At 69.3% G+C, this 25,934-nt stretch carries 21 protein-coding genes; 7 read left to right on the top strand and 14 right to left on the bottom strand.

Translation table 11 applies throughout. The features are described 5' to 3' along the window. Nucleotides 1–3: 3 nt before the first annotated feature. The 5 genes from ACOCEP_RS14865 to rplM all read right to left on the bottom strand — a co-directional run bounded on the left by ACOCEP_RS14865 (nt 4) and on the right by rplM (nt 5,337). Nucleotides 4–2,382, bottom strand: coding sequence for a hypothetical protein (locus tag ACOCEP_RS14865; protein ID WP_482337801.1), 2,379 nt, complete (start codon nt 2,380–2,382; stop codon nt 4–6). Beyond that, entirely contained in the window at nt 2,382–2,690 is a 309-nt protein-coding gene (locus ACOCEP_RS14860; protein WP_126736594.1) for a type VII secretion target, read from the bottom strand. Before ACOCEP_RS14860 ends, ACOCEP_RS14865 begins: the two co-directional genes overlap by 1 nt. Nucleotides 2,691–2,774: 84 nt before the next feature. Beyond that, nucleotides 2,775–4,109: a phosphoglucosamine mutase gene (gene glmM / locus ACOCEP_RS14855; protein ID WP_482337799.1), complete on the bottom strand. Its 1,335-nt coding sequence runs from the start codon at nt 4,107–4,109 to the stop codon at nt 2,775–2,777. A 257-nt stretch (nt 4,110–4,366) separates the two neighbouring features. Beyond that, a complete protein-coding gene (gene rpsI / locus ACOCEP_RS14850; protein WP_034304312.1) occupies nt 4,367–4,870 on the bottom strand; it encodes a 30S ribosomal protein S9 in 504 nt (167 codons plus the stop codon). Between the two features lie 14 nt (nt 4,871–4,884). Then, the gene (gene rplM, locus ACOCEP_RS14845) at nt 4,885–5,337 is read right to left on the bottom strand and encodes a 50S ribosomal protein L13 (RefSeq protein ID WP_005166833.1); all 453 of its coding nucleotides are present in this window, start codon (nt 5,335–5,337) and stop codon (nt 4,885–4,887) included. Nucleotides 5,338–5,613: 276 nt separating this feature from the next. On the opposite strand from rplM, the gene ACOCEP_RS14840 reads away from it, so the two are divergent. Together ACOCEP_RS14840 and ACOCEP_RS14835 are read left to right on the top strand one after the other, a co-directional pair. Beyond that, nucleotides 5,614–6,504, top strand: coding sequence for a hypothetical protein (locus ACOCEP_RS14840; protein WP_482337797.1), 891 nt, complete (start codon nt 5,614–5,616; stop codon nt 6,502–6,504). Nucleotides 6,505–6,563: 59 nt separating this feature from the next. Then, nucleotides 6,564–7,292, top strand: a complete 729-nt coding sequence (locus ACOCEP_RS14835) for a DUF4333 domain-containing protein (RefSeq protein ID WP_482337796.1) — start codon at nt 6,564–6,566, stop codon at nt 7,290–7,292. Between the two features lie 122 nt (nt 7,293–7,414). Here ACOCEP_RS14835 and ACOCEP_RS14830 read toward each other — a convergent pair whose 3' ends face one another. The 5 genes from ACOCEP_RS14830 to eccCa form a co-directional block, all read right to left on the bottom strand. Then, nucleotides 7,415–7,699 carry a WXG100 family type VII secretion target gene (locus tag ACOCEP_RS14830; protein ID WP_125679971.1) on the bottom strand — a complete coding sequence of 95 codons (285 nt, stop codon included), beginning with the start codon at nt 7,697–7,699 and terminating at the stop codon, nt 7,415–7,417. A 54-nt stretch (nt 7,700–7,753) separates the two neighbouring features. Continuing rightward, entirely contained in the window at nt 7,754–8,074 is a 321-nt protein-coding gene (locus tag ACOCEP_RS14825) for a WXG100 family type VII secretion target (protein ID WP_219146112.1), read from the bottom strand. Nucleotides 8,075–8,306: 232 nt separating this feature from the next. After that, nucleotides 8,307–8,669, bottom strand: a complete 363-nt coding sequence (locus ACOCEP_RS14820; protein ID WP_192747841.1) for a hypothetical protein — start codon at nt 8,667–8,669, stop codon at nt 8,307–8,309. Nucleotides 8,670–8,698: 29 nt separating this feature from the next. After that, nucleotides 8,699–10,627, bottom strand: coding sequence for a type VII secretion-associated protein (locus tag ACOCEP_RS14815; RefSeq protein WP_482337794.1), 1,929 nt, complete (start codon nt 10,625–10,627; stop codon nt 8,699–8,701). Nucleotides 10,628–10,678: 51 nt separating this feature from the next. Beyond that, on the bottom strand, nt 10,679–14,686 hold the full coding sequence (gene eccCa, locus ACOCEP_RS14810) for a type VII secretion protein EccCa (protein WP_482337793.1): 4,008 nt from the start codon (nt 14,684–14,686) through the stop codon (nt 10,679–10,681). Between the two features lie 468 nt (nt 14,687–15,154). Between eccCa and eccD the strand changes: the two genes are divergently transcribed. Together eccD and mycP are read left to right on the top strand one after the other, a co-directional pair. Continuing rightward, nucleotides 15,155–16,519 carry a type VII secretion integral membrane protein EccD gene (eccD, locus tag ACOCEP_RS14805; RefSeq protein WP_482339719.1) on the top strand — a complete coding sequence of 455 codons (1,365 nt, stop codon included), beginning with the start codon at nt 15,155–15,157 and terminating at the stop codon, nt 16,517–16,519. 23 nt (nt 16,520–16,542) lie between these two features. Continuing rightward, entirely contained in the window at nt 16,543–18,183 is a 1,641-nt protein-coding gene (gene mycP / locus ACOCEP_RS14800; RefSeq protein ID WP_482337792.1) for a type VII secretion-associated serine protease mycosin, read from the top strand. 95 nt (nt 18,184–18,278) lie between these two features. On the opposite strand, the gene ACOCEP_RS14795 is transcribed toward mycP, so the two are convergent. The 3 genes from ACOCEP_RS14795 to eccB all read right to left on the bottom strand — a co-directional run bounded on the left by ACOCEP_RS14795 (nt 18,279) and on the right by eccB (nt 21,418). Continuing rightward, entirely contained in the window at nt 18,279–19,418 is a 1,140-nt protein-coding gene (locus ACOCEP_RS14795; RefSeq protein WP_482337790.1) for a WXG100 family type VII secretion target, read from the bottom strand. Between the two features lie 5 nt (nt 19,419–19,423). After that, entirely contained in the window at nt 19,424–19,738 is a 315-nt protein-coding gene (locus ACOCEP_RS14790; protein WP_034304288.1) for a hypothetical protein, read from the bottom strand. 69 nt (nt 19,739–19,807) lie between these two features. Continuing rightward, the gene (gene eccB / locus ACOCEP_RS14785; protein ID WP_482337789.1) at nt 19,808–21,418 is read right to left on the bottom strand and encodes a type VII secretion protein EccB; all 1,611 of its coding nucleotides are present in this window, start codon (nt 21,416–21,418) and stop codon (nt 19,808–19,810) included. A 567-nt stretch (nt 21,419–21,985) separates the two neighbouring features. On the opposite strand from eccB, the gene eccE reads away from it, so the two are divergent. From eccE to ACOCEP_RS14770, 3 genes are all read left to right on the top strand, one after another. After that, entirely contained in the window at nt 21,986–23,167 is a 1,182-nt protein-coding gene (eccE, locus tag ACOCEP_RS14780) for a type VII secretion protein EccE (RefSeq protein WP_482339718.1), read from the top strand. Further along, complete coding sequence (locus ACOCEP_RS14775) at nt 23,164–23,886, top strand: hypothetical protein (protein ID WP_482337787.1); 723 nt, start codon at nt 23,164–23,166, stop codon at nt 23,884–23,886. The genes eccE and ACOCEP_RS14775 overlap by 4 nt, the downstream gene beginning before the upstream one ends. Nucleotides 23,887–24,129: 243 nt before the next feature. After that, nucleotides 24,130–25,083: an endonuclease domain-containing protein gene (locus tag ACOCEP_RS14770; RefSeq protein WP_482337785.1), complete on the top strand. Its 954-nt coding sequence runs from the start codon at nt 24,130–24,132 to the stop codon at nt 25,081–25,083. On the opposite strand, the gene truA is transcribed toward ACOCEP_RS14770, so the two are convergent. After that, nucleotides 25,053–25,886, bottom strand: a complete 834-nt coding sequence (gene truA, locus ACOCEP_RS14765; RefSeq protein ID WP_482339717.1) for a tRNA pseudouridine(38-40) synthase TruA — start codon at nt 25,884–25,886, stop codon at nt 25,053–25,055. The two genes, ACOCEP_RS14770 and truA, sit on opposite strands and share 31 nt — an antisense overlap. Between the last annotated feature and the right edge of the window lie 48 nt (nt 25,887–25,934).

The raw sequence follows: 25,934 nt of genomic DNA, 5'->3' as shown, positions 1-25,934 counted from the left end.
CCCCTAGCGGAAGCCGATGACGCCGTCGTCGTCGAGCGAGCCGCTGATCCGGCTGCCCGTCGTCGTCGCGGTGTCGAACAGGCCGCCGTCGACCCGGTATCCGCTGGACGTGCGCTGCTGGTCTTCGCCGGACCCTTGCCCGCCTCCGGCCGCGCCGCTGCCCATCATGCCCATACCGCCCATCATCCCCGCCCCGGCCGCGGCCGGATCCTGGGCGCCCCCTCCCGGAGCGGAACCGAGCCCGGACGGAGTCGAGGGAGCGGCCGCGCCGCCGCCGGTTCCGGCCGGATCCGACGTGTCACCCAGACCGTTGTCCCCACCCTCGAACGGGTCGCTCAGCGATTGGGCCGTCGTCGATTCGGAGTCACCGTCCTCAGCCGCCGCCACCGGTTCGGCCTGCTGACCGGGCGTGGGTGCTCCGCCGCCGGCCCCACCGGACGTGCCGTCGTGCGAGCGAACAGCCTGCTCTTCGACCGGTTGCGTCGCGGCATGCCTTCCGGACGGCTGCGGCGTGGAGTCCGGGCTCGTGTGACGGCCGCCCGCGGATTCGTCTTCACCCAGGGTGTACTTCGACGGCTGTCCCGAGCCGTCGTCGACGGTCACCAGCGTCGGCCCGTCGGGGCCGTTCGGCCGTTCCGCGGTGATCTTGAGGCCGCCGTCCTCGATGTGGATCTTGCCGTCGGGGCCAGGAGTCGCCGGCGGACGCTGTTCGGCGCCGTCCCGGGGCGCGGGTCCGCCCGCCGCGTCCGGCGCGGCCTTGCCGTCGCCGAAATCGAGGCCGTAGTCCTTGACCTGACCCGTGCCGTCCTGGACGGAGATGCCCATCCTGCCGTCGGCACCCGGCTCGGCCATGGAGATCTTGCGGTCGCCCTGCTCGACGGTCACCGGCTCCGGTCGCGCGGCGTCGGTGCCGGTCTTGATCGCCTCACCCGTGCGGGGGTCGATCGGATACGGCTCGCCGGTGGCCGGATCGATGTCGAGCGGCTTGTCCGTGACCGGGTTCTTCTCCTGGCTCGGGACTTCGGGCTTCTCCGGCTCCGGGAGCACGGTGTTGCTCGGCGTCATGCGCCCGGGGCCGCCACCGGCACCGGGCGACGGGCCACCGCCACCGCTGGCGGGCGGACCTCCACCGCCCTTCTCGGCGGGCTTTTCGACCGGCTTCTCGCCGCCCGTTTCCGGGGTCTTGCCCAGATCCGCGAACGGATTCTCGACCACCTGGCCGAGCGAATCGAAGTACGCCTTCCACGCGCCGTTGATCGCGTCACGCGTGTTCTTGCACACCAGCTGGAAGTTCTCGATGTGCTTGCCGAACCAGCCGACGAAGACCTTGCCGAGCCATTCCACCGCTTGGGGCCTGAGAACGTCGTCGATGGTGCTCTGGTCGATGTCGCCCCAGTCCTTGTTGTAGGCGTTCTTGGCGTCGATACTCAGGAACTTGATGCAGTGGACGATGTCGTTGTGGCTGCACGAGCCGTCGGCGATGCGGATGATCCGCTCGATGTCCTGCGCCGTCGCACCGTCGATGTTGTCGGTGAACCACTTCTGCAGCCACTCGACCTTCTCCCGGCAGAATTTGCCCACCGAGGCGTTGGTCCGCAGAAGTCCGTCACCCGCGGCCTTGAACGCCTCGGCGACCAGACCGGTCTTGTCCGAATAGGCCTTTTGGTAGGCGCGCGCCTGCTCGGCCGCGGCGCCTTCCCAGGTGCCGAGCGAATTGCCCAGCTTCCCGGAGACGTCCTGCGCCGAACCGGCGATGGCCGTGCCGACCGCGGTCAACTCGTCCGCGCTCGCCTTGAAGAGGTTGAACGGGATGTTGTCCTGCTCGTGATAAGCCGTTCGCAAGGTCTCGATCGCGACGACGGCGCCACCCGCCTTGGACAGGCTCACGGCACGGACGTAGAGCGGGTGGAAGATCTCGTAGACCTTGAACCCCGACAGGCCGGGTACCATGATGTCGTTCGAATTCGCGCAGCCCGGGTCGGTCTCGGTGGCGCGCCCGGCGATCTCCTGGGTCTTCGCCGCGTCCCGGTTCAGCGTGTCGCGATCACCCTGCCGCCCCGCGGCCTGGTTCGCGTCGTACTTCTCGTGCGCTGTCTTGTAAGCCGCCTGGACGTCTTCGAGGTAGGCGTCGTTGGAGCCGATGTCGCTCTCGGTGATCCAGTCACCGTTCATCGACTTGATGTAGTCCCGGAAGCCGTTCCGCTCGGCTTCGCTGGCGAACCCGCAGCTTTCCGGCGTCTCGTCCTCGATGTAGTCGATGTAGTTGAGGGCGAGTTCGCGTTTGGTGTCGCGATCGATGTTCGGGTCGTTGAGGATCTTCTCGACTTCGGCCCGGCTGGGAATGTCGTGCCCGGTGTCGCCACCGACGTCCGCGAGAGGCATCAGTGCTTCCTCATCTCGGCGGCGTTGGAGTCCTCATTGGACTGGTAAAGGTCCTTGGACGCCGCGAGCTTGCGGCCGAACTCGTCCGAAGCCGCGAGATAGCTGCGCGCGCACTTCGCCAGGCGCTGGATGCTCGCGGAGTACCCGCTGAAGCAATCCCCGTGCGCCGGGCCGAAACTCGCCGCGCTCAGGTTGATCTGCTCGACCGCCCCGATCGGCCCTTCGCAAGCCTGCTTGGGCAGGTCCTGCAGGACCTTCGCCGCCTCGTTGAGCTGCGCTGGATCGACCTTGTGCCCTTTACCGGCCACCGTCACCCTCCCCTAGGTATCCGCACACGGAATGTACCGGGCCGGTAACACCGGCGCAGCGACTTGGGGAGATCGTGAGAGGGGTTACGAGGCGGAGGAGACGACTCCGGCGAGCCTGTCGGCGGCCGCCTGCGCGGTGTCGTGCGCGGTGGCCTCGACCATGACGCGGACCAGCTGCTCGGTGCCCGATGGGCGCAGCAGGACACGGCCTTCTTCGCCGAGTTCGGCCTCGACGGCGCCGACGGCGTCGCGGACCGCGGCCGAGACGGCGACCGCCGCCTTGTCCGCCACCGGGACGTTCACCAGCACCTGGGGCAGGCGGTTCATGACCGCGGCGAGCTCGGCGAGCGATTTGCCGGTCGACGCCATGCGGCTCATCACGCGCAGCGCGGTGAGGAGGCCGTCGCCGGTGGTCGCGTAGGCGGGAAGGACGACGTGACCCGACTGCTCGCCGCCGAGCGCGAACCCGCTCGCGCGGAGCTCCTCGAGGACGTAGCGGTCGCCGACGGCGGTGGTGACGAGGTTGATGTCGTGCGCGCGCATCGCCAGGTGCAGCCCGAGGTTGCTCATCACGGTCGCGACCAGGGTGTTCTTGGTCAGCTCGCCGGTCTCGGCGAGGGCGAGCGCGAGGACGGCCATGATCTGGTCGCCGTCGATCAGTTCACCCGCGGCGTCGACCGCGACACAGCGGTCGGCGTCGCCGTCGTGCGCGATCCCGAGGTCGGCGCCGTGCTCGACGACGGCGGCGCGCAACGCTTCCGGGTGATTCGACCCACAGTGCTCGTTGATGTTCACGCCGTCCGGGTCGGCGTGGATCGCGATGACCTCGGCGCCGGCCTTGCGGTACACCTCGGGGGCGGCGTAGGAGGAGGCGCCGTTCGCGCAGTCGACGACGACGCGCAGGCCCGCGAGCGGGTGCGGGGTGGCCGACAGCAGGTGCTCGACGTAGCGGTCACCCGCGTCGGGGACGTCCTTCACCCGGCCGACGCCGATGCCGGTGGGGCGGGTGACGGGAGCGGCGAGACCGGCTTCGATCTCGTCCTCGATCCCGTCGGGCAGCTTGTGCCCACCCGCCGCGAAAAGCTTGATGCCGTTGTCGGGCATGGGGTTGTGGGAGGCGGAGATCATCACGCCGAGATCCGCTTCGAGCGCGCCGACCAGGAAGGCGACGGCGGGCGTCGGGAGGACGCCGAGGCGGAGCACGTCGGCGCCCGCGGACGTGAGGCCGGCCACGACGGCGGCCTCGAGCATCTCGCCGCTGGCGCGCGGGTCGCGGCCGACGACGGCGACCGGTCGGTGCGAACGGTCGTGGGCCGCGAGGACGCGGGCGGCGCTGGCGGCGAGCGAGAGCGCCAGCTCCGGGGTCAGCTCCTCGTTGGCGAGGCCACGTACGCCGTCGGTACCGAATAGACGAGCCATCTGTCGACCTCCTTGAAAAACCACCACGACAACCTAGCCAGTCCCCCTGCCTGCCCGCCCGCGCCCCCGGCTTCGCCTTTAGCGGGCTAAACGCGACGCGCGCGACTTTAGCGGGCTAAACGTGACACGGGTGGGGCACATGGGGCGGGTGTGACGGGTGGGACTGGAGGCGAGCGGGGACCGATGGACCCCGGAAACACGGAAGCGCCCATCCGAGAGACGGATGGGCGCTTCCGCGGGTTGCGCCAGAGGCGCGATCAGCGCTTGCTGTACTGCGGAGCCTTACGGGCCTTCTTGAGGCCGTACTTCTTCCGCTCCGTGGCGCGGGCGTCACGGGTCAGGAAGCCGGCCTTCTTCAGGGCCGGGCGGTCGTCGGCGTCGACCTCGACGAGCGCACGGGCGATCGCGAGGCGGAGCGCACCGGCCTGGCCCGAGATCCCGCCACCGTGCAGGTTGGCGAAGATGTCGAACGAGTCGGGCTTGTCGACCGTCACCAGCGGCTCACGGATGAGCTGCTGGTGCACCTTGTTCGGGAAGTACTCTTCGAGCGTGCGGCCGTTGAGCTTGAACTCACCGGTACCGGGAACGACGCGCACCCGGACGACGGCTTCCTTACGGCGGCCGACCGTCTGGGCGTTGCCACCGGCGGCACGCGACGGACGCGGGGCGGCGGGGGTCTCGCTGGTCGCGACGGCGTCGCCGACCGGAGCGGTCTCCGTGGTCGCGACAGCCTCGACGGCCTCGGTCTCGGTGCTGGTCACAGACTGTTCCTCACTCACTGCGCGACCTGCGCGATCTTGGTGATCTCGCGCGCCTGCGGCTGCTGCGCGGCGTGCGGGTGCTCGGCACCGGCGTAGACCTTGAGCTTCTTCGCCTGGGCGCGGCCGAGCTTGTTCTTCGGGAGCATGCCCTTGACGACCTTCTCGAGCAGGTGCTCGGGCTTGGTGTCGAGCAGTTCGCCGAAGGAGCGCTTGCGCAGACCACCGGGGTAACCGCTGTGCCGGTACGCGAACTTCTGCTCGCGCTTGTTACCGGTGAGCGCGACCTTCTCGGCGTTGACGATGATGACGAAGTCACCGGTGTCCACGTGCGGGGCGTAGGTCGGCTTGTGCTTGCCGCGCAGCAGCGTGGCGACCTCGGTCGCGAGCCGGCCGAGCACGACATCCTCGGCGTCGATCACGTGCCAGGCACGAGTGACGTCGCCGGGCTTGGGGCTGTACGTGGGCAAGGGTCTACCTCGTCGTCAACATTGCGTGTGGGTTCTGTGCGGGCCTAGCGCTTACGCGCCGCAGCGCACAACGACATATGAAGATACCCCCACGCCCGACCCTACTGCGAAGCGGGGGTCGGTCCGGGGTCCCATACTAGGACCGGCGCCCGGCGGGCGCCCCGCAACTGTACCTCGCCGGTGTGGCGGAACCGCCCACGGCATCGTCCTTCGCGGGAGAGGATGAGACGATCCGGACGCGCACCGCGCGCGGGGGACTCGATCAGGGGAACGGCGATGAACAAACGTCCAACGACCATCTTGTGCGTGCTGAGCGCCGTGCTGGCCCTCACCACCGCCTGCGGCCAGGGGCGGGCGGGCACCGCCGTGCCGAAGGGTGACGACGCGGCGACCTACGTCGGCACGAAGTTCGAAACGGCGATGAACAAGCTCCAGGACACCATCGGCCAGCAGCGCGACGTCACCAGCGAGTCGGGCGCCTACTTCCGGTTCGACGAGAAGTACATCCGCAGCACGATCTCCTCCGCCCGCACCGGTTCGCCGGAAGGCCGGGTCAGCCGCCAGCGCTCGCAGAAGAACCCGGACGACAGCATCGACTGGTACACCCCCGCCGACGGGACCGTCGAGTACGTATACCTCGGCCCCGTCTACAAGAGCCTCGCCCCGACACCGTGGGTCTCGATGCCGAAGTCGGAGGCGGGGCTGGCGATCCCGTGCGCCTGGGTCGGGATCATCACCGCCTGCAAGATGGCCGACGCGATCGCGGTGTCCTACAACGCGGACAAGAAGATCGTGAAGGGCGCCAAAAGCCTTCCGGAGAACCGGATCGAGCTGACCGCGGACATCCCCTTCGGGAAGTTCATGGAACGGCGGGTGGAGATCCTGCCGCCGTCGATCAGCGGGGCGGTCACGGCCGAGATGAAGAAGGCGCCGGTGCACACCACCGTCTCCCTCAACCCGGACGGGACGCTGAGCCAGATCGTGATGGACGCCAAGATCGAAGGCGGCGGGCACAAGATCGAGCTGCGCTACGACTTCCGCTTCACGGGCAAGGCGAGCGCGCAGGATCTGCCCAAGCTGCCCGACGCTTCGCAGATCACCGTGTTGCCGGACAAGGCGGCCAAGGACGACTTCAACCGCCGCTTCAGCGAGTTGAAGGGCGTCTGAGCCATGGCCAGCTTTCGTCCCGACGCCGTGAAGTTCCCGAAGTCCCGAGGTGACCACCGATGAGCCAGCCCCCCGAACAGCAGCCGCAGCAGCAGTGGTGGCAGCCGCCCGCGAATCCCGCGAACCAGCAGCAGGGCTGGCAGCAGGAAGGCCAGGCCACCGGACCGCACTCCGGGCAGTGGCAGCAGAACGACCCGAACGCGGCGACCACCGGTTCCTACACGGGACAGTGGCAGCAGCAGCCTGGCGTCACCGGTTCCTTTTCCGGGCCCTGGCAGCAAAGCGGCGCCCCCGCGCCGGGGACGGCGTGGCAGCAGCCTCAGCAGCAGCCCGTGCCGCAGCAGCAGGATTGGCAGGCACAGCACCAGGTTCCGAGCGCTCCCCCGCAGGGACAGTACGGCGGCGGGTTCCAGCCCGCCCCGTCCTCCCAGTACGGCGGGCTCGGCGCTTTCGGGGCAGAGCCGAAGAAGCCCAAGGCCGCCAAGAAGACCCTGCTGATCGGCGGGGTCGCCGCGGCCGTCTTGGTCGCGGGCGGCGTCGGCGCCTGGCTGCTCGGCGCGTTCGCGGGCGACACGCTCGACCAGAAGTCGGTCCAGGGCGGCGTCGTCCGCGTGCTCAACGAGCATTACGGGGAACCGGACGTGAAGAACGTGTCCTGTCCTTCCGGCCAGCCGGTGGAGAACGGCACCACGTTCGACTGCTCGATCGATCTTTCGGGGCAGCAGAAGAAGGTCACCGTCCGCGTGCTCAACACCAGCCCGGAATTCGAGGTCGGCGCGCCGCACTGACCGCGGCCGGACGAGAAAAGCCGCGACGGGCTCCGTCGCGGCTTTTCCTTTGACACAAACGAAACGGCGGGCTCGGCATCCGAAGATGCCTGCCCGCCGTTGCTCGTTCGGAGCCGGAAGACTCAGAACAGGCCGGTGACGCCCTGTTCCGTGGCCTGGTAACCGTCGGCCAGCTGCGGCAGCACGCCGGCGACCTGCGCGAGCAGCTGCTTGAGCTCCTCGAACTTGTTGTCCCACTCGGTCTGCGCGGCGATGTACGCGGTCTGCGCGTCACCCTGCCAGGTGTTGACCAGCGGAGCGAGGTCGCTCTTCAGCTGACCGAAGAGGGACTCCAGCTCGCCACCGGTGCTCTTGCAGTCGTCGGCCGCCGCGTGGATCGTGGCGTAATCGACCTTCATCTCGCCCATGAATTCCTCCAGTGATTAAAGAAAAGTCTCGGATTGTTGCGGGGTGGAGCCAGATCAGCCGAGGACGCCGAAGCCCTTGTTGACCGAGTTGATGAGTTCCTGCTGCTGCTGCTCGGTAGCGTTGTACTTCGAGCCGGCCTGCTCGAGCAGGTCACCGATGTTCTGGAGGGCCTGGTTGAGCGCACGGCCCGTGTCGTCGAAGCGCTTCATCACGTTGTTGAACGCGATCGAAGCGTCGCCGGTCCAGCCCGCGCGGGTGGCCTCGATGTTGTCGCGAAGCTTGCTCAGGTTCTGGTCCATCGAGACGCGAACCTCAGTCACCCGCTTCTCGGCCTGGGTGAACTGCTCGACATCTCCCTGAAAACCGCCAGCCATGGGAGCTACCCCCTTCGTTCGTGGTTATCCGCACTTGGTGAAGTTCGTTTGGTACGGACCTACGACGGAGACACTGCCACGTCTGGTTCCCTCTTGTCGCTCGTTGGTTTCAAGTAGTTGCTTGCGTTAACGCTCCCGGCGGGAACCGGGCGCGGAAACTTGGCGCGCACGCTGCGTTTCAGGCGGGGAAAATGGCCTTCACCATGCGATTTAGCGAATGCACACAGGCCGTTCAATCGCCGCGGCTCATGATTCGCGACTGCGAAAAGTCCTCGTCGTCGTCACCCACACGTGGCCGTCGGGGCGCCGGTTCTGGCCGAAGGGGAACCAAGTCCGCCGCGGAGGGCAACGGGGGAACCGGAAGACCGGCGCCCACCCGGAACCGTTTCGCGGCGTTCCGGAGGGCGGCAGGGGTCGGCGCGGTCTCGCCGCCCGCGAGCCGCCCCTTGCCGAATTGCTTCGCCAGTTCGGCGTTCTCGCCCCGGCGGCGTTCGTAGCGCGCTTTGGCCGTGCGGGCGACCTGCCGCGCATAGGTGACCGCGTCCCGCCCTGTACGCGCGAAGTGTTCGGCGGCGGTCTCGGGTTCGGGTGGCATCTGTCTCCCCCTCCTTTCTGCCTCCCCCTTCAGTTGACGACCACCATCGTTTTGACGACCTGCTCGCAGGCCGCGCTCACCCGTTGCTCGTGCGGTGAGCCGGTGCCGTACTGGCAACCGATGTGGACGCGGATCTTTCCCTGAGCGACGACGTACCAGTCGACGCGGGCACTCGGTTTGGTCTCGCGGTAGTAGATGACGGCCTTGCCGGCGTAGTTCGCGCTGCCGCTGAAGCCGCTGTATTTATCCGGCTCTCGCTGTGCCTCGGCGCTGAGTTCGTCGACGAGCTTCTGTCTGTCGGCCGTCGCGTCGTAGGTCATCACGAATTCCTGGGCGACCACGAGGTCGTCCCCGTTGAGGGAGTCGCTCGGGTGGATCACCACCTGACGCTTGGCGACGCGATCGTCGGTCTGCGTCCAGTCCGGCGGCGCGATGAAGCGGTAGTCGTACTGGGCGAGTGTGCGGCCCTCCGGCTCGGCCTCCCCGCTGTTGACCGCGAAGAGGACGCCTCCCACGACCGCCGCGACGGCCACCACCGCCGCGACGACGATCCACGGCGCCTTCTTGGTCTTCCCGCCACGCTCGGCGGGTTTGGTCTCGCGGGCGGGCTCTCCCGGCCGCCACGGCTGCGGGGGCGCCACCCCCTGCTGGCCCATCGGCGGCGACGGCGGGCCCTGCTGCCGCGTCGCGTTCAGCGGGCTAAACGCGTTCTGTGGGGGCGGGCCGGGAGGGAACGGGGGGCGCCGGTCGACGGGGGCGGGCACGGGACCGCCGCCTGCCCGGGAGACCGCGGAGCCCGCGAGGGAACCCGTCCGGTCCGGGTCGATCAGCACGGCACGCAGGGCACCGCGGGCGACCACGGTCTCCGGCTGGTCCAGCGTCGTCGGTACGACACCGGTCCGTTCGTGCACCAGCCGGGACACCATCGGGATCCGGCTCGACCCGCCCACGAGGAAGATCGCCGTCAGCTGCTTCGGCCGCAGCCCGGAATCGCCGATCGCGGCCACGGTCAGCTCGACCGCGCGGCCGAGCGGGCCCGCGATGAGCCGCTCGAGGTCTTCCCTGGTCACATGCGCGTCGGCGAACGGCGGCGGCATCGGGACGTCGGTGTACGCGTGCCGCGAGAGCGTCTCCTTCGCGCCGCGCACGTCCTGCCGCAGAACGCGGCGACGCCGTCTGTCCGTGAGCTCGCGGCCCTCGACGAGCTTCCGCCATTCCGGCGGATCGGCCGCCGACACCAGCGAACCCACGTGCTCCAGGAGCGCCTGATCGACGTCCGCTCCCCCGAAGCTCGGATCCCCCCGGGTGGCCAGCACCTGGAACCCGGCGCGTTTAGCGGGCGAACTGCGATCCGCCGGGCTGCCGGGCATGCGCTGCACCACGGAGACGTCGACGGTGCCACCGCCCAGGTCCAGGACCGCCAGAGCGTCTCCCGGACGGCCGCTGAACTCGACGGTGCGTTCGGAATTGAGATCGGCCGGGGCGAACGTCGCGGCGTGGTAGACCGCCGCGGCGACCGGCTCCGGCACCAGCGCGACCTGGCGCGCGAGCCCGTTCGCCGCCTGCCGGAGCAGCCGGGTCCGGGTCGCGCCCCAATCCGCGGGATGGGTCAGGACGAGCAGCTCGACCTCGGCGTCGCCGGCGAGCCGGCGCGCCTCGGTCACCGCGCGTTTCAGCACGGCGTGGACGACGTCGGTCACGCGTAGGACGTTGTCGCCCAGCAGCAGGTCGCCTTCGTCGATCCGGCGCTTCGGGTTCGGCTCGTAGCGCGACGGATCCACCGCGGCCTGCCGCTCCGCCTCCTGGCCGACGAACAGCGTCCCGTCCGGCGCGGCGTAGACCGCCGACGACATCAGGGGCTGCCCGTCCACCACGACGACCTGCGGCTCGCGGCCGTTGATCGAAGCGACTACGCAGGTGCTCGATGTCCCGAAGTCCACCGCTACCCGCACTGTCACAAGCCACTCCCGCAGATCATCGTCGTCACCCCACGCCCGGCCGTCGCCTCATCAGTCCGGCTGGATCCACGAGACCTGCATGAGCTGCTTGCCGTGCTTCCGGGTGACGAGGTTGCCTCGGCCCGGCGGCATCTGGCTCGGCTTCACGTTGGCGACGAGGTTGCCCTCGTCGCGCGAGCCGTTCATGACCATACCGGGCGCCGCGATCTCCCTGAGCTTGCCGAGGATCGGGTCGAACATCGCCCGGCTCGCGCCACCACTGCGGCGCACGACGACGATGTGCAGACCGACGTCCTTCGCCTGCGCGAGGAATTCGGCGAGCGGCTTCAGCGGGTTGCTCGTCTGCGTGGCGACCAGGTCGTAGTCGTCGACGATGACGAACAGCTCGGGACCGGTCCACCAGGACCGCGTCTTGAGCTGTTCCTGCGTGACGTCCGGACCGGGGAGGCGCCGGGTCATCGACCCGTGCACGTCCTTGACCATGCTTTCCAGCTGCGCGGCGGACACCGCGTAGCCGAGCAGCTGGTCCCCGCCGACGAAGCCGAGCATCGTGCGCCGGTAGTCGACGAGGATGATGACCGCTTCCTGCGTCGTGTACCGCTCGGTGATGCCCCTGGTGATCTGGCGCAGCAGGTTCGTCTTGCCCGACTCGCCGTCCGCGAACGCGTAGAAGTGCGAATCGGCGGCGAAGTCCAGGTAGATCGGCTGGAGGTCTTCCTCGTTGACACCGATCGGCACCAGCTTCGTGTTGCGCTTGGTGTCGATGGACAGGACCTCGTCGTAGGTGACCATCTCCGGCAGCAGGCGGACCTGCGGCGCCGGGCGGCCCTTCCACGCGGCCTTGATCTTCGCGACCGCGTCGGCGACACCGGCGGCGACGTCGTCCGGGTTGCTCGATCCGTCGATCCGCGGCAGACCGGTCAGCAGGTGGAGCTTGTCCCTGGTGAGACCGCGGCCGGGGCGCCCGGCCGGGACGTTCACCGCGACCCGGCGGTCGATGTCCGACTCGCTCGGGTCACCGAGGCGGAGCTCGAACCGGGTACCGATCATGTCCTTGATCGCCGGGCGGATGTCCGCCCACCGGTTCGCCGCGATGATGACGTGCACGCCGTAGGAAAGACCCTGGGTGGCGAGCTTGGTGATCGAGGTCTCCAGCTCGTCGAAGTCGTCCCGCAGGGCCTTCCAGTTGTCGACGATCAGGAAGGCGTCACCGAAGGCGTCTTCCTCGGGCTTGATCTCGCCCCGCCGCTTGCGGTTGCGGAACTCGTTCATCGAGTCGATGCCCATGGCACCGAACCGGCCTTCCCGCTCGGTGAGCAGGGTGGTCAGCTCGGCCACGATCCGGCGGGCCTTGTCCGGCTCGCGCCGGGCGACGGCGACGCCACCGACGTGCGGCAGGCCCTGGAGACCGGCCAACGTACCGCCACCGAGGTCGAGCGCGTAGAACTGCGCTTCCTCGGGGGTGTGGGTCAGCGCCATCGACATGATCAGCGTCCGGAGCATGGTCGACTTGCCCGACTGCGGACCGCCGACGATCACACCGTGCCCGGCGCCACCGGAGAAGTCGGCCCACAGCAGGTCACGACGCTGCTCGTACGGACGGTCGACGATGCCCATCGGCACCTGGAGCCGTCCGTTGCCGAAGAACCCGACCGGGGAAAGACCGCGGTCGTCGGTGGGGTTCAGGTTCGGCAGCAGGGTGTCGAGCGAGTTCGGCTCCTTGAGCGGCGGCAGCCACACCTCGTGCGCGGGCGGTCCCTGGCCGATCAGCCGGGACACGATCACGTCGAGCTCGCTGGGCTCGACGGCCTCGTCCGATTTGGCCTCTTCCACCGGCGCGGCCTCGATCTGCTGCGGCTCCGGTTCCTTCGGCAGCTCGACGAAGTCCGGGACGAACAGCTGCGGGCGCTTGTCCGCGCGGACGACGGTCGCGACCGGGCCGGCGGCCTTGATGCCCGCGGGCCGGTACGGGCCCGAGACGTACGAAGCCTTGAAGCGCACCAGCGTCGAAGTGTCGTACTTGAGGTAACCGCCACCGGGCACGGACGGCAGCTCGAACGCGTCGGGCACGCCGATCGCGGCACGGGATTCCGCGGCGGAGAAGGTCTTCAGACCGATGCGGTAGGACAGGTGCGAGTCGAGACCGCGCAGCTTGCCCTCTTCCAGCCGCTGCGACGCGAGGAGCATGTGCATCTGCAGCGACCGGCCCAGACGGCCGATGGCGACGAACAGGTCGATGAAGTCCGGCTTGGCGGCCAGCAGCTCGGAGAACTCGTCACAGACGATGAAGAGCGCGGGCAGCGGGTCGAGGTCGGCGCCGTTCTCGCGGGCCTTCTCGTACTCCCAGACGTTCTTGAAGTTACCGCCGTTCTTCAGCGCCTCCTGGCGCCTGTTCATCTCGCCGGCCAGCGCGTCCTTCATGCGGTCGACCAGCGTGACCTCGTCCGCGAGGTTGGTGATGACCGCGGAGACGTGCGGAGCGGCGTCCAGACCGAGGAACGTCGCACCACCCTTGAAGTCGACGAGGACGAAGTTCAGCGTGCTCGACGAGTGCGTGGCGAGCATGCCCAGCACCAGGGTGCGGAGGAACTCCGACTTACCGGAACCGGTCGCCCCGATGCACAGGCCGTGCGGGCCCATGCCCTCCATCGCGGCTTCCTTGATGTCCAGCTCGACCGGCTGGCCGTATTCGCCGACGCCGAACGGGACGCGGTAGCGGTCTCGCACCGGGCGCGGCCGCCAGGCCTGCTGGACGTCGAAGGTCATCGGGTCGCCGGGGATGCCCAGCAGTTCGAGCAGACCGGGGTTGGACAGCAGCGGCTCTTCCTCGGCGGCGTCCTGCGCGGCGGTGCCGACGCGGTACGGGGCGAGGAGCCGGGCCAGCGCTTCGGACTCGACCACGCTGAGCGTGTCCGGGCGGCCGAACCATTCGACGCCGCCGGCGCTGCGCGCGCCGAGACGGTCTTCCTCGACGACCAGCCGCAGACCACGACGGGCCGCGAGGTTGCCGATGGAGTCGGAAAGGTCGATCAGGGTGACGCCGACCAGGCCCTCTTCGAGGATGATCTGCTCTTCGCGGGTGACCTCGGCGTCGTCGACGATGATGACGACGTGCGGCTGGTCCGGGGCGGGCGTCGCGTTGCGGGAGAAGCGCTGGCGGTCACGGAGTTCTTCGTCGAGCCACTGCTCGATCTGCGCGAGGGAACCCGCCATCATCCGCAGCTGGCCGATACCGTCGGCGAGCGCCGGGTGCTGGGCGTGCGGCAGCCACTTCGCCCACTCCCATTCCTCCTTGGCGCGGCCCGCCGTCGCGACCGCGATGAGGACGTCGTCGGGGCTGTGGAAGGTGACCAGCTGGGCCAGCATCGCCCGGGTGAGGCCGCGGGTCAGACCGCGGTCGCCCTGCATGCTGACCGCGGCGAACCCGCGGAGGGTGATCTGGGTCGGGAGGTCCGGGACGATCGAGTGCGCGCGGACGAACCGGCGCAGGGCGAGCGTGGCGATCGGCTCCAGCTCGTCGACCGGGCCGGTCTGCGGCGGCACCAGCCGCGTCGCGAGCCGGTGCGAGCTGCGGCCGACGCGGAGGTGGAGGAAGTCCTGGTCGTTCTGGCGGCGTTCCCACATGCGGCGGCTCGCGGCCAGCGACCACAGGGTCTGCGGGTCGGGGTGGACCCATTCGAGGGCGGCGCGCTGGTCGACCATGGCCTCACGGGCCCTGTCGCGCATCTGGCCGAGGTAGCGCAGGTAGTCCTTGCGGTCCTCGTCCATCTCGGCCTTTTTGGCGCCGCCGCCCTTGCCCGCGCCGCCGGCCATCATGCCGACGGTGCTGAGCACCATCATGCCGCCCATCATCATCATCATGGGATTGCGTCCACCGGTGGTGAACATGAAGATCATCATGCCGATGGAGGCGACGATCATCACCGCGGGAAGCAGCTTCATGACGATGTTGCCCGGGATGGTGCGCGGCACCTCAGGCGGCGGTTCGAGATGCACCTCGCCGCCCGGCGGCCGCGGCGCCGCCAGACGCGGTGACTTCTTGAACTGCAGCGTGCTCATCGAAGGACCCCTCTTCAAACTCGACGATGGCGGCCACCGTTGGTGCGCGTACTGGTGCGCGAGACAACCTATCGAACGTGACCGACGAAATCCGGACAACGCCGAGAACGGCCCCGGCCGGGACCATACGCATGCCGGGAGTGTAGGGCTCCGGCTCCGCCGACGTGCGTTTAGCGGCCTAACTGCGATCCGGCGCCCCAGACGCCCGACGTGCGTTTAGCCCCCTAATCGCGATCTGGCGGTCTGGGCCGCCCAGGTGCCCGGGGCTCGGGCGCGTCGCGTTTAGCCCGCTAAAGTCGACGCGCCGGCAGCCGGTGAGCGGGGCTCGGAGGTCGCCTCTCTTACTTTTGCCGGTCTTTTTCCGACAGTCGATGATGTGGGCACCCGGGTTCGGTATAGGTTCCCCCGGGAGCAGACTCTCAGGGCAGGGGGAAGGCAGTGGCAACGGGCACGACGGTATTCAGCAGGGTGACGGTGGTCGCGCCACGCACCCGGATCGACGTGGCTTTGCCGGCTGACGTCGCGGTGGCGGACCTGCTGCCCATGCTGTTGGAGATGGCGAAGGAGGCGACGCCGGACGGCGGCGCCCGCCACGGCGGCTGGGCGCTGGCGAAGCTGGGCGACGCGCCCCTCGACCCGAGCCGGACCCTCGCGTCCCTCGGCGTGGTCGACGGCGAGCTGCTGCAGCTGCGCAAGCGCAACGAGAACCCGCCGCCCCCGCTGTACGACGACGTCGTCGACGCGATCGCCGAGTCGTCCCCGGACAGCTTCCGTCCGTGGACCAAGGAGACGGCGCGCCGCTTCGGGCACATCGCGGGCGGCCTGGCGCTGTTCTTCGCGGCCCTCGCGCTCTTCACCAGTGGCTCGCTCTACGGCGGCAACGCGCTCGCCGCCGCCATCGCGGGCGGTGTCGGCGCGATCGCGTGCGTCGCGATCGGCGCGACACTGGCCAAGGCCTACCAGGCCGAGGCGACCGGCGTCCTGATCGCCGCCGCCGGCGGTCTGCCGCTGGCCTTCGTCAGCGGCTTCTACATCGTGCCGGGGCTGTCCGTGTGGGCGAACCTGCTGCTCGCGAGCGCTCTCGTGATCATCGTGGCGGCGGTCTGCATCCTCGTCATCGGACACGGGATCACCACGTTCATCGCGGCCGCGACGACGGCCACGATCTCGGCGCTGACGTTCCTTGCCGCGACGCTCATCGACACCCCGATCGCCGGGATCGCCGCCGGTGCCACCGCGTTCTCGCTGGCCTGCATCTCGCTCCTGCCGCGCGCGACGATCAAGCTCGCGGCCCTTCCGACGCCGCACGTGCCCGGCAGCGCCGAAGAGCTCAAGGAAGACTCGGGCTTCCCGGACTACCGCGCCATCGAACGCCGCACCGCGGTCGCCCACGAGTACATGACCGGCCTGCTGACCGGCTGCGGCGCGGCCACGGCACTGTTCGCGATCATCGCCTCGACCTCTCCGACGGTCTTCGGCCCGATCCTCGGCGTGATCGCCACGCTGGTCCTGCTCCTCAGGGCGCGGGCGTACGCGAACGGCGCGCAGGCCGTCGCCCTGCTGACCACGGGCATGGTGTCCGGCGCGGGCATCCTGCTCGGCTGGATGTGGTCGGCAAGCCCGCTGAACCGCGTCCTGTTCGTGTTCGGCGCGCTGCTGCTGATCGGCGCCGGTGCGCTCGTGGTCGGCGTGATCTTCCCGAACCAGCGCTTCTCGCCGCCGCTGCGGCGGACGGTGGAGATCTTCGAGGCCGTCTTCATCGCGACGGTGCTCCCGCTGGCGCTCGGCGTCATGGATCTCTACACGACGCTGCGCCACCTCAACTTCAAGTGACGACCCGATCGGATGATGCTCTGATGGCCGTAGCGCGGAAGTCCAGGGGGACGCGCGTCCGCCACCTCGGCCTCGCCGCACGTACCGGAACGGTGCTGCTGGCGGCCGGGATCGGTGTTCTCTCGCCCGCGTCGGTGGCTCTTCCCGCGTGGGCGCAGCAAAGCAGCATCGCGCCGGACGCCGGCGGCTACTACGCGATCCCGCCCCGGGTGGACCCGTCCAAGAAGCCTGCCGACCTGGGCAAGCCGGACAAGACCTACGAGAAGAAGACCGAGTGCGTCCAGCGCAGCAAGCTCGGCGGCGACCAGGTCGACATCAAGAACCGGCCATGGGGCCAGGAGTACCTCCAGATCGAAAAGGTGCACCAGCTGATGCGCGGCGCCACGAAGTCGGTGGGCGCGGGCATCAAGGTCGCCGTGATCGACACCGGCGTCTCCGCGCATCCGTACTTCGGGGGTCGCGTCGAGTCGGGCGGTGACTACGTCGCGACTCCTGGCGGCGGCAAAGCGCCAGGGCTCGAAGATTGTGATGGTCACGGCACCGAAGTGGCAGGGATCATCGCCGCGAACCCGCCCGACGCGAGCGTCGGGTTCCGAGGTGTGGCACCGGACGCCACGATCCTGTCGATCCGGCAGTCCAGCCAGAACTACGAGGAAGTGGAGAAGAAGGAAGAGCCGCCGGTTTCTTCCAACAACCCGGCTCCCCCTTCCTCGTCGAACAATCCGGGATCGCAGCTACCGCCCTCCTCTCAGGGGAACGGTGCCGTCGGCGGAACCACGCCGGGCCAGGACAAGGGTGGACGGCAGCAGGAGCAGGGCAAGACCGCGGGCACGCTGACCACGCTCGCGCAAGCGGTGGTCCGGGCCGTCGACCGGGGCAGCAACGTCATCAACATGTCGGTCGACAACTGCCGCGTGGCCACCGGCACCATCACCCCGCGCGAGCAGGAGCTTCAGGCGGCGGTGAACTACGCCGTCAATCGCAATGTGGTCGTGGTCGCGGCGGCGGGCAACGTCGGCGACAAATGCGTGCAGAACGATCAACCGGACCCCAAGGTGCCCAAGACGATCGTCACTCCGCCTTGGTTCTCCGAAGACGTGCTGTCGGTCGCGGCGATCGACGAGACCGGCGGTGTCGCGAATTTCAGCGTCCACGGACCGTGGGTCAGTGTTGCCGCTCCGGGCACCAAGATCATCTCGCTGGACCCCGCGGAGGGCTCCAGCAGCCTGGCCAACCTGACCATCGAGGGTGGCAAAGACCCGGGTCCCATCCAAGGGACCAGCTTCGCCGCCCCGTACGTCGCCGGCGTGGCCGCGCTTGTGCGCGCGAAGTTCCCGGAGCTGAACGCCCGTGAGGTGATGAACCGGATCAAGGCGACGGCACAGCACCCCGCGGCGCCGGGCGGACGGGACAACTTCGTCGGCTTCGGCGTCATCGATCCGATCGCGGCGCTGACGGCGATCGTGCCGTCGGAGGCGGACAAGGCGAAGCCGGTCCAGCTGCCGGCGAACCTGCCGCCCGCGAACGACCGTGATCCCGCGCCGATGATCGTCGCGCTCGCCGGAACCGGCGGGGGCCTGGTGGCGCTGCTCATCACGCTGTTCGTCGTGCACTCGGTCCGCCGCAACCGGCCGACCGCCTCACCGGGCCGCAAGACCCCGTAGCACTTGCGTTTCGCGGGCTAACCGCGATCCGGGCTCGCCTGAGAGCCGCCCAGATCGCGGTTAGCCCGCGAAAGTCGCTCCGGCCATGGGGGCTCCTACTTGGCCAGCTTGGGCTTCGGTGCGGGCTTCTCGTCTTCGCCGATCACGGGCGGGACGACCTGGCCGGGCTCACCGACCACATCGGACGGTTTCGAGGCGGGCCGCGTCTTGGACTGGTGAGCCGTCTGGCCTCCACCGCCCATGCCGCCCATCCCCATCATCGGCGCCATCCCCATCGGCATCATCGCCGACCCGGCCCCGGCGACCCCGTGCCCTTGAGCCGGAGCGGCCTGGACGGGCGCGACCTCCGGGACCAGCGCCTGCCCTTGCGAAATCAACGGTTCCTGCGACCCGGTCTGCCTGCCGTCCGCCGCGGACGGCGACGTCGACTGATCGTCGGACGCCGCACCGGAATCCGGCTCGGCGGGGGCCTTGTCGGGCACCGGCGCGCCCTGCGCCTCGGAATCGTCGTGAAGCTTGAACTCGTCCTGCGGGTACCGGTGAGCGATTTCGATACTCCGCGCGCCCGCGTCAGGGTCGTCGACGCCGTCGCAAAACCGCACGAAACCCTCGAGGACGTTGCGAGCGGCCTCAAAGAGCGCCTTGGCCGACTCCTGCGCCTCCTCCAGCTGGGTCCGCGCCCGCCGGACGCCGCCGACCGGCAGCATCGCGGTCTCGGAGGTCAGTTCGGCCGTGTCGACCAGGACCTCCACGAGGTCGGTCAGGATGCGGCGGATCGACAGCACCAGCTCGTCGAGCGAGCTCGCCAGCGTGCTCAGGGCGTCTTCGACGTCGGAGCCCGCGGCGTTGATGTCCACGATGTACGCCACGAAGGCGTCCGCGTCCTTGCCGGACCATCCGGCGTCGAGACGTCCGAGGTCCTCCGAGAGCTCTTTCGAGACGTTGCCAGCGGTCTTCGCCGCCTTCCGGAGCAGGTCCGCCTCGACCTTCAAGTCTTCCCAACGCCCCGCGAGAGGCGTCAGGTAGGTCTCGACCGGATCGATCAGCCCCAGATGGCCGGACAGCTCCGAGACGAAGGCCAGATGCGGTGCCGCGGCCTCGATCAGCTCCTCACCCCCCGACCCCGTCGCGTTTAGCGGGCTAAACGCGATCGGGGGCGCCTCGGGAGCCGCGGGGCGTGCGGCCGCCATCGGGTGCGGGATGGAATCCGTCGGGTTCTCCGATTCGGCGATCATGCGGTTCAGAGCTCCACTGCGCGCTTGATCGTCTGCGCGGCCTCGTCGTCGTGCCCGGCGTGCCGCGCGGTCACCGTGTGCAGGGCCTCGGACGCCGACCTCAGCGCGGCCGCACCTTCCACCAGCTGCCGCCGGATGGCCTCGGCCGCGCGCCCATAGGACGCGCCGAGGCCCAGTTCCTCCCCCAGCGTGCCGTGAGATTCGACGGTGACACCCTCACCTGTCACCTCCGCGGCCGCCAGGTCGAGCTCTCCGGCGGCCGCGTCCACCCGTTTCGCGTAGTCACCGACGACGTCACCGTCGATCTTCAGGCCGGCCACTGCACCCTCCACTCACCCGATTCCGCTCGGGCGTTGAGACGCTCGCGCCGTCCGAGGGGTTCCCGGTGATCAGTTACCCGCCGGAGCCTGCGACTGCGTGGCGACCGAACCGGCCCGGTCGTCGATCGGCACCGTGTCGAACGTCCGGAGCACGTCCTGCGTGTTCAGCGATGCGCCGGTGGGCAGGATCCTGACGATGGACTCGGGAGCGGGTACCCGCTTGTTGAGCCCGATCGAATCCGCCGTGACGGCGTCGGGGACGCCGTACCGGATCCCGCGATCGGAGATCAGCTGGATCGGTCCCTTGTCGAAGGTCTCCTTGCCGGTCGCGGACTGGACGACCGCCGCGAAGCCGGGCTCCATGTAGAAGCTGTTGATCGGCGCGCCGACCGGACCGGGGGTACCGATCTTGACGCCAGGTGCGGATCCGTCGGCGTTCCTGCCCTTCGGCAGCTTGTCGTCGACGAACACGGCCGTGTGCGCGTCCCGGGAAGCGCCTTCGCCGGTGATGGACCAGCTCAGGCAGGAGACCCGGGAGCCCTGGGTCGCGTTGAGCACCGTCGGCACGGTCTGGGGATACGCGTCGAGCTCGACGACCTGGGAAACCCGCGTGAGGTTGCGGATCGCGGCCAGCGGCACGGACGTGACCGAGGTGCTGCCGTCGTTCTTCCCGGTCTTCACGATGTCCGCGACGGCGGGCGAGATGGCCTGGATGCCTTCCCTCGTGATGAGGTAGAAGTCCTTCCGCCCTTCGGCCTGCTCCGTGGAGAACACGTCGCCGACCTTCATGCCTTCGATCTCGTAGGCCGGGGTCTCGCCCTTGCCCGGGACGTCCGGGAGCTTCAGCTCCGGCACCTCGGGGATGGCGTCCAGCAGGCCCTGCGAGATACCGCGGGGCTGATTGGGCAGTTTCAGCGCGGAACGGACGGCGTCGGCGTCGGGCTGGATCTCGGCCTTGACCGCGTTCGCGTTCCGGGCGTTCGGGTCCGGCTTCTGCCGGTAGATCAGGTACTCGCGGCCGTTGGCGCCCTTGGCCAGCAAGGCCTCGTTCTGGCCGAGTTCACGGCTCCCGAGCTGCTTCACGCCCGCGTAGACGGTCGTCTCCGTCTTCGTGAGGTCCGGCTGAGGCACGGACGGGTCGTACATGACCTCGTCGCAGACACCCCAGTCCGGGGTGACCCGCTGGCTGTCCGTCGGCATCAGCTGCGGGCCGTTCGGAATACCCATGAGCTGGCCGCGGGGGATGTTCTTCAGCTGTTCGTCCGAGACGACTGTGGGGTTCTTCACTTCGGAGGCCTGCGTGGGCCCGGAAGGCTTGGCACCCGCCTGCTGCGCGCCTTGTTTCGACTGCGCGATGATCAGCAGCCGCGCGGAGGCGAGATTGAAGGTGGGGATCAGTTTCTTCGGGTTCCCGGCCACGACGTAGACCGTTCCGGACTGCTCGCCGATGACGATGTTGCCCGCTTCCGGCACGGCGGGCTTCGGGTTCAGCAGGCCCCAGATCACGAAGACCAGGACGCCCAGCGCGGCCAGCACGACACCCACGATGGTGGCCCGCGTGTGCGTGCGCATCGGGTCGTGGAGCATGACGGCGTCGCGACGGACCAGCGCGGATTGCATCCGTCGCAGAACGAACTGATAAGCCTGAACTTGAGACTTAGTAGTCGGTGTTGATGGCATTCTCGACCTACAGTCCTCCCCGTCGCGGTACGGTTCCGCAGGATAGCCGTACGGGGACCGTCTGGTGTGGGGTTTCTACCAACTCCAGCTAGTGTCAAGTTCCTCGGGACCGGCTTTCCGGGTACGCAGCAAGCACGAGGGGAAGAGAAAGCGCGGATGTCCGTCACCACTCCTCCACGTCCGCCCGGCCCTCCGGGGTCGCAACCTCCTGGTCGTCCGCCGGGACCGCCGCCCAGGCCCGGCAGACCGGGTGGTCCGGGCGGCCCGGCCGGAGGCCCGGGAGGCCCCGGTGTTCCTCGTGGTCCCGGGGGCCCAGGTGGTCCTGGAGGGCCTGGCGGTCCGCAGGGCCCTGGCGGCCCCGGTGGTCCAGGAGGACCGAAGGGCCCCAAGGGGCCCGGCGGTCCTGGTGGCCCGGGAGGACCCGGTGGTCCGGGTGGTCCAGGGGGCCCTGGCGGTCCCCCGTCCGGCGGCCCCGGCCCGCAGTCCGGTCCCCCGCCCGCTCCGGTGGCACGGTTCGCCGCGCCCGCGCGACGCCGCACCGGCGGGATCAACCTCGGTCCGCTGCCCGTGGCGAACCTGGTCGTGCTCGAGCTCGGGCTCGCGATCGGCCTCGTCCTGCTCGCGATCGACATGAAGCTGAAGTACGTCGCGATCGGCGTGCTCGCGTTCGCGCTCATCGTCGCGTTCCTGCGCTGGGGCGGCCGCTGGTTCACCCAATGGGCTGGACTCACCATGCGGTACACGTTCCGTTCGCACGATCGGGTGGCGAATCCGCTTCCGCCGAGCAGCATCGAGTCGCTCGCCGCCGAAGAGGACGCCGTCACCGGTCCTGACGACGCCCGCGTGAACCTGCTTCGCCTGGCCGTTCCCGATCTCGTCGTGGCGCACGGGGTGGATCACGAGCGCCAGCAGGTCGGTCTCGCGTGGAACGACGGGACGTGGACCGCTGTCCTGCTCGTCGAACCCGCGCCCGCGCTGATCACCCAGGCGGGTGGAGCGCCGAGCCTGCCGCTGTCCGCGCTCGCGCCGTGCCTCGAAGACCGCGGTGTGGTCCTGGACTCGATCCAGATGATCTGGCACTGCTACCCGGGCAGCGCCGCGCTTCCGTCGGACTCGCCCGCCCTCAGCTCCTACATGGAGGTGCTCGGCCCGCTTCCCGCGGCCGCGCGGCGGACGACGTGGGTCGCCATCCGGCTCGACCCGCGCCGGTGCCCGGCCGCGATCCGCGAACGCGGCGGCGGCGTCGTGGGTGCGCATCGTGCCCTGATCGGTGCGCTCTCGCGGGTACGCAACGCCTTGGAATCGCAGGGTGTGCCGACCCGGCCGCTCGATCCGGACGAGTTGCTGCGGTCCAGCATTTCGGCCGCCGAGCTGACCGCGGTCGCCGGCTCGCAGGGGAAGGTCGGTCTGCAGGAACGCTGGACCGGCGTCACCGCTGCCGGTATCGGACACGCGAGCTACGCGATCACGAGCTGGCCGAAGGGCAAGATCAGCGGCAGCCTGAACGCGCTGACCAGTGTCCGCGCGCTGTCGGCGACGGTGGCGATGTCGATCTCGCCGTCCGCGGACGAGGGGAAGATCGGCCTGCGGGGAATCGTACGCCTGAGCGCGCGGAACCCGCGTGAACTGGACGCGGCCGACCAGCGGCTGCAGGGCATCTCGGACCGGCTGGGTGTGACGCTGACGCCGCTGCGCGGCCTGCAGATCTCCGGGTTCTCCGCGACTTTGCCGATCGGAGGCACGGCATGAGCACCCGCATGCGCGACGCCGGCCAGAGCGCCGGTGTCGCCCCGGAATTCACCGTCGACCCGGCGATGCTCGACGCGATCAGCCCGTCCGGTGATCGCGGTGGCATCGTTCTCGGCTCCGGGCTCAAGGGCGAGCCGCTGACGATTTCCGCGCTGCGCTCGACGCCGACCCGGATCGTGCTGGTCGGTGGCCTGTACCTGGCTCGCCAGGTGGCGCTGCGGGCGATGGCGGTCGGCGCGTGGGTCGTCGTCGCGACCGGGCGTCCGGCCGCGTGGCAGGTGCTGTCCCAGTCCGCGGGGACGCAGCCGAACGGCCGGCCTTCGCCGCTGGTGCAGATCCGGCGGCTGTCGCCGGTGGACCTGCCGCGGCCCTCCGAGGACGCGCCGCTGCTCGTGGTGACCGATGGCGGCCCGACTCCGCAGGATCTGTTCCCGCCGCGGTCGCCGTGGCAGACGACGGTCTACGTGCTGCCGTACCTGCACCCGCAGGCCGGGGCGACGGCGAACGCCGCCGACCTGGTGCTGATGCAGCGGCTTCCGCCGGGGCAGGCGGAGCTGGCCGCCCGGATCTGGCGGCTCCCGCCCCAGATGATGAAGCAGCTCACGACACTCAAGGACGACCAGGTGGTCGCCCTGGGCCGGAACCTCTGGCGCCCACTTCGCCTGGTCACCACGGCGAAAGAGCAACAGATCCTGGGCCCCGTGCGCCGCGGCGACTAACCCGGCCCGCGTCGACTTTAGCGGGCTAATCGTGCTCTGCGGGGGCACTGTCCTTTTCGGACGGTGCCCCCGTTTTACGCGTCCGCCGCGTCGCGTTTCGCCCCCTAAACGCGATCCGAGGCGTGGGGTTTGCCGGTCAAGGGGCAATCGCGCGCGCTGTGGATAAGCCGGGGTTGTGGATAAGTCGCCGTGAAATGGCATCGACGGCCCTGGGTTGTCGGTCTTGTCGGTCACGGTGTCGATATGACCAAACCCTTCGATTCATCACATCTCCCCGATGTCTTCCGCGGCTCGGAAGCGCGCAAAGCCGGCCTAATCACTGCAAGCCAGCTACGCGGCTCGAGCGTCCGACGGCTGTTTCAGGACGTCTACACGCGCGCCGGCGTAGAGGTCACCCACGAGCTGCGCTGCCGAGGCGCCGCACTGCTGGCGCCTCCGGAAGCAGTCCTGACCGGGCGATCGGCCGCGACCGTTCACGGCGTCGCGCTGGCCAACCCCAACGACCCCGTCGAGATGATCGTGCCGGAGAAGCATCGCTTCGGCCCGATCGTCGGCATCAAGGTTCGGCGGACAGAGGTCAAACCCGAAGAATCGAGCCCCTGGAACGGCATTCGCATCGCACGGAAACGCCGAATAGCGTTGGATCTCCTGCTTCGGCTATCTCCGCGCAAATCCAGCTGGACGCGACGGCTCCGCATCGGCGTCCCGGATCTGGACCAGTTCATGAGGGCGAACGACCTGACCGACCTGCACCTCAACGGCGAGTTCTACGGTCGTCGCAATAGAGGGATTCGCTTGGCCAGGCATGCCTTACGCCTTTCCGATCCTCGCGCGGAATCGCATCCGGAATCGGAACTCCGCATCGTGCTGGCCGCCGGCGGCATCACAGCGACGCCTCAGGTCGAGGTCAAGTCCCGCACCGGCCGTTTCCTCGCTCGTCTCGACCTCGCGGACGAGAAGTTCCGGGTCGCCATCGAGTACGACGGCCGATGGCACAACACCCCGAAAGAACAGGCCTACGACCGCAAACGTCGAAGACGCGTGGAGGCCGAGGGATGGCGTTTCGTCATCGCCACCGCGGAAGACCTGGCGAACGACTTCAAAGGCATCGTCGAGACCGTCTGGCAGGCCCGCCGCAGCGCGTTTAGCCCGCTAAAGGCGCCGCGTCAGGAGGGGGTGCGCATGGCGCGCGTTTGATCGGCACGGGAGGCAAGCTCGGCGTCCGGCGGATAGTCGACCGCCATCAACGTCAGGCCGTGTGCGGGAGCCACCGCGCTGTCGCGCGTCCGGCTCTCCAAGACGTCGCCAGGCCAGCCCAGCGGGCGGCGGCCGTCCCCGACCAAGAGCAGCGCCCCGACCAGACTGCGCACCATCGAGTGGCAGAACGCGTCGGCGGAGACGGCGACCTCGACCGCGTGCGGCCCGGTCCGCCGCCAAACAAGCCGCTGCAGCTCGCGAATGGTCGTCCCGCCCTCACGCTGCTTGCAGAAGGCCGCGAAGTCCTGAAGGCCCAATAGAGCCTCCGACGCCTCGTTCATCGCGTCGACCGAAAGCGGGCGCCCCCAGGCCAGAGTGTCGTGTCGCCGCAACGGATCCACGCCCCACGGCGCATCCGAGACGCGGTAGAGGTAGTGACGCCGCACAGCAGAGAACCGCGCGTCGAACCCAGGCGGAGCAACCCGGGCATCCAGCACGCGCACGTCACCCGGCAGGTACCGATTCCAGCGGTGCCGCATCCGCCCCAGGTCAGGAATGCCCTGCTCGTCCACTTCCAGGCGGCCGGATCGCGTTTTGCCCGCTAAAGGCGACGCGTCGACGTGGACCACCTGGCCCGAAGCGTGCACACCGGCATCGGTGCGGCCGGCGACGACGACGGATTTCGGGACCGAGGCTCCTGGAGGTTGCTTCGCAAGCGCCTCTTCGAGGACGCCCTGCACCGTGCGCCGGCCGGGCTGCCGCGCCCAACCGGAGAAATCGGTGCCGTCGTAGGAGACGTCCAGACGCAGACGAACGAGCCCGCCCTCCGCAGTGGGAGTGGCGGGCTCGTC

Source organism: Amycolatopsis sp. CA-211722, from assembly GCF_056828465.1.
The sequence above is the reverse complement of the archived record's forward strand: the minus strand, read 5'-3'. Positions and strand labels throughout refer to the sequence as shown.

Bases quoted from the DNA above. Each gene is read 5' to 3' on its own strand.
- ACOCEP_RS14795 (WP_482337790.1), bottom strand. From the start codon at position 19,418: ATGATCGCCGAATCGGAGAACCCGACGGATTCCATCCCGCACCCGATG.
- eccCa (WP_482337793.1), bottom strand. From the start codon at position 14,686: ATGAGCACGCTGCAGTTCAAGAAGTCACCGCGTCTGGCGGCGCCGCGG.
- ACOCEP_RS14825 (WP_219146112.1), bottom strand. From the start codon at position 8,074: ATGGCTGGCGGTTTTCAGGGAGATGTCGAGCAGTTCACCCAGGCCGAG.
- mycP (WP_482337792.1), top strand. From the start codon at position 16,543: ATGGCCGTAGCGCGGAAGTCCAGGGGGACGCGCGTCCGCCACCTCGGC.
- ACOCEP_RS14830 (WP_125679971.1), bottom strand. From the start codon at position 7,699: ATGGGCGAGATGAAGGTCGATTACGCCACGATCCACGCGGCGGCCGAC.
- ACOCEP_RS14775 (WP_482337787.1), top strand. From the start codon at position 23,164: ATGAGCACCCGCATGCGCGACGCCGGCCAGAGCGCCGGTGTCGCCCCG.
- glmM (WP_482337799.1), bottom strand. From the start codon at position 4,109: ATGGCTCGTCTATTCGGTACCGACGGCGTACGTGGCCTCGCCAACGAG.
- ACOCEP_RS14770 (WP_482337785.1), top strand. From the start codon at position 24,130: ATGACCAAACCCTTCGATTCATCACATCTCCCCGATGTCTTCCGCGGC.
- ACOCEP_RS14840 (WP_482337797.1), top strand. From the start codon at position 5,614: ATGAACAAACGTCCAACGACCATCTTGTGCGTGCTGAGCGCCGTGCTG.
- eccB (WP_482337789.1), bottom strand. From the start codon at position 21,418: ATGCCATCAACACCGACTACTAAGTCTCAAGTTCAGGCTTATCAGTTC.
- ACOCEP_RS14865 (WP_482337801.1), bottom strand. From the start codon at position 2,382: ATGCCTCTCGCGGACGTCGGTGGCGACACCGGGCACGACATTCCCAGC.
- ACOCEP_RS14820 (WP_192747841.1), bottom strand. From the start codon at position 8,669: ATGCCACCCGAACCCGAGACCGCCGCCGAACACTTCGCGCGTACAGGG.
- ACOCEP_RS14835 (WP_482337796.1), top strand. From the start codon at position 6,564: ATGAGCCAGCCCCCCGAACAGCAGCCGCAGCAGCAGTGGTGGCAGCCG.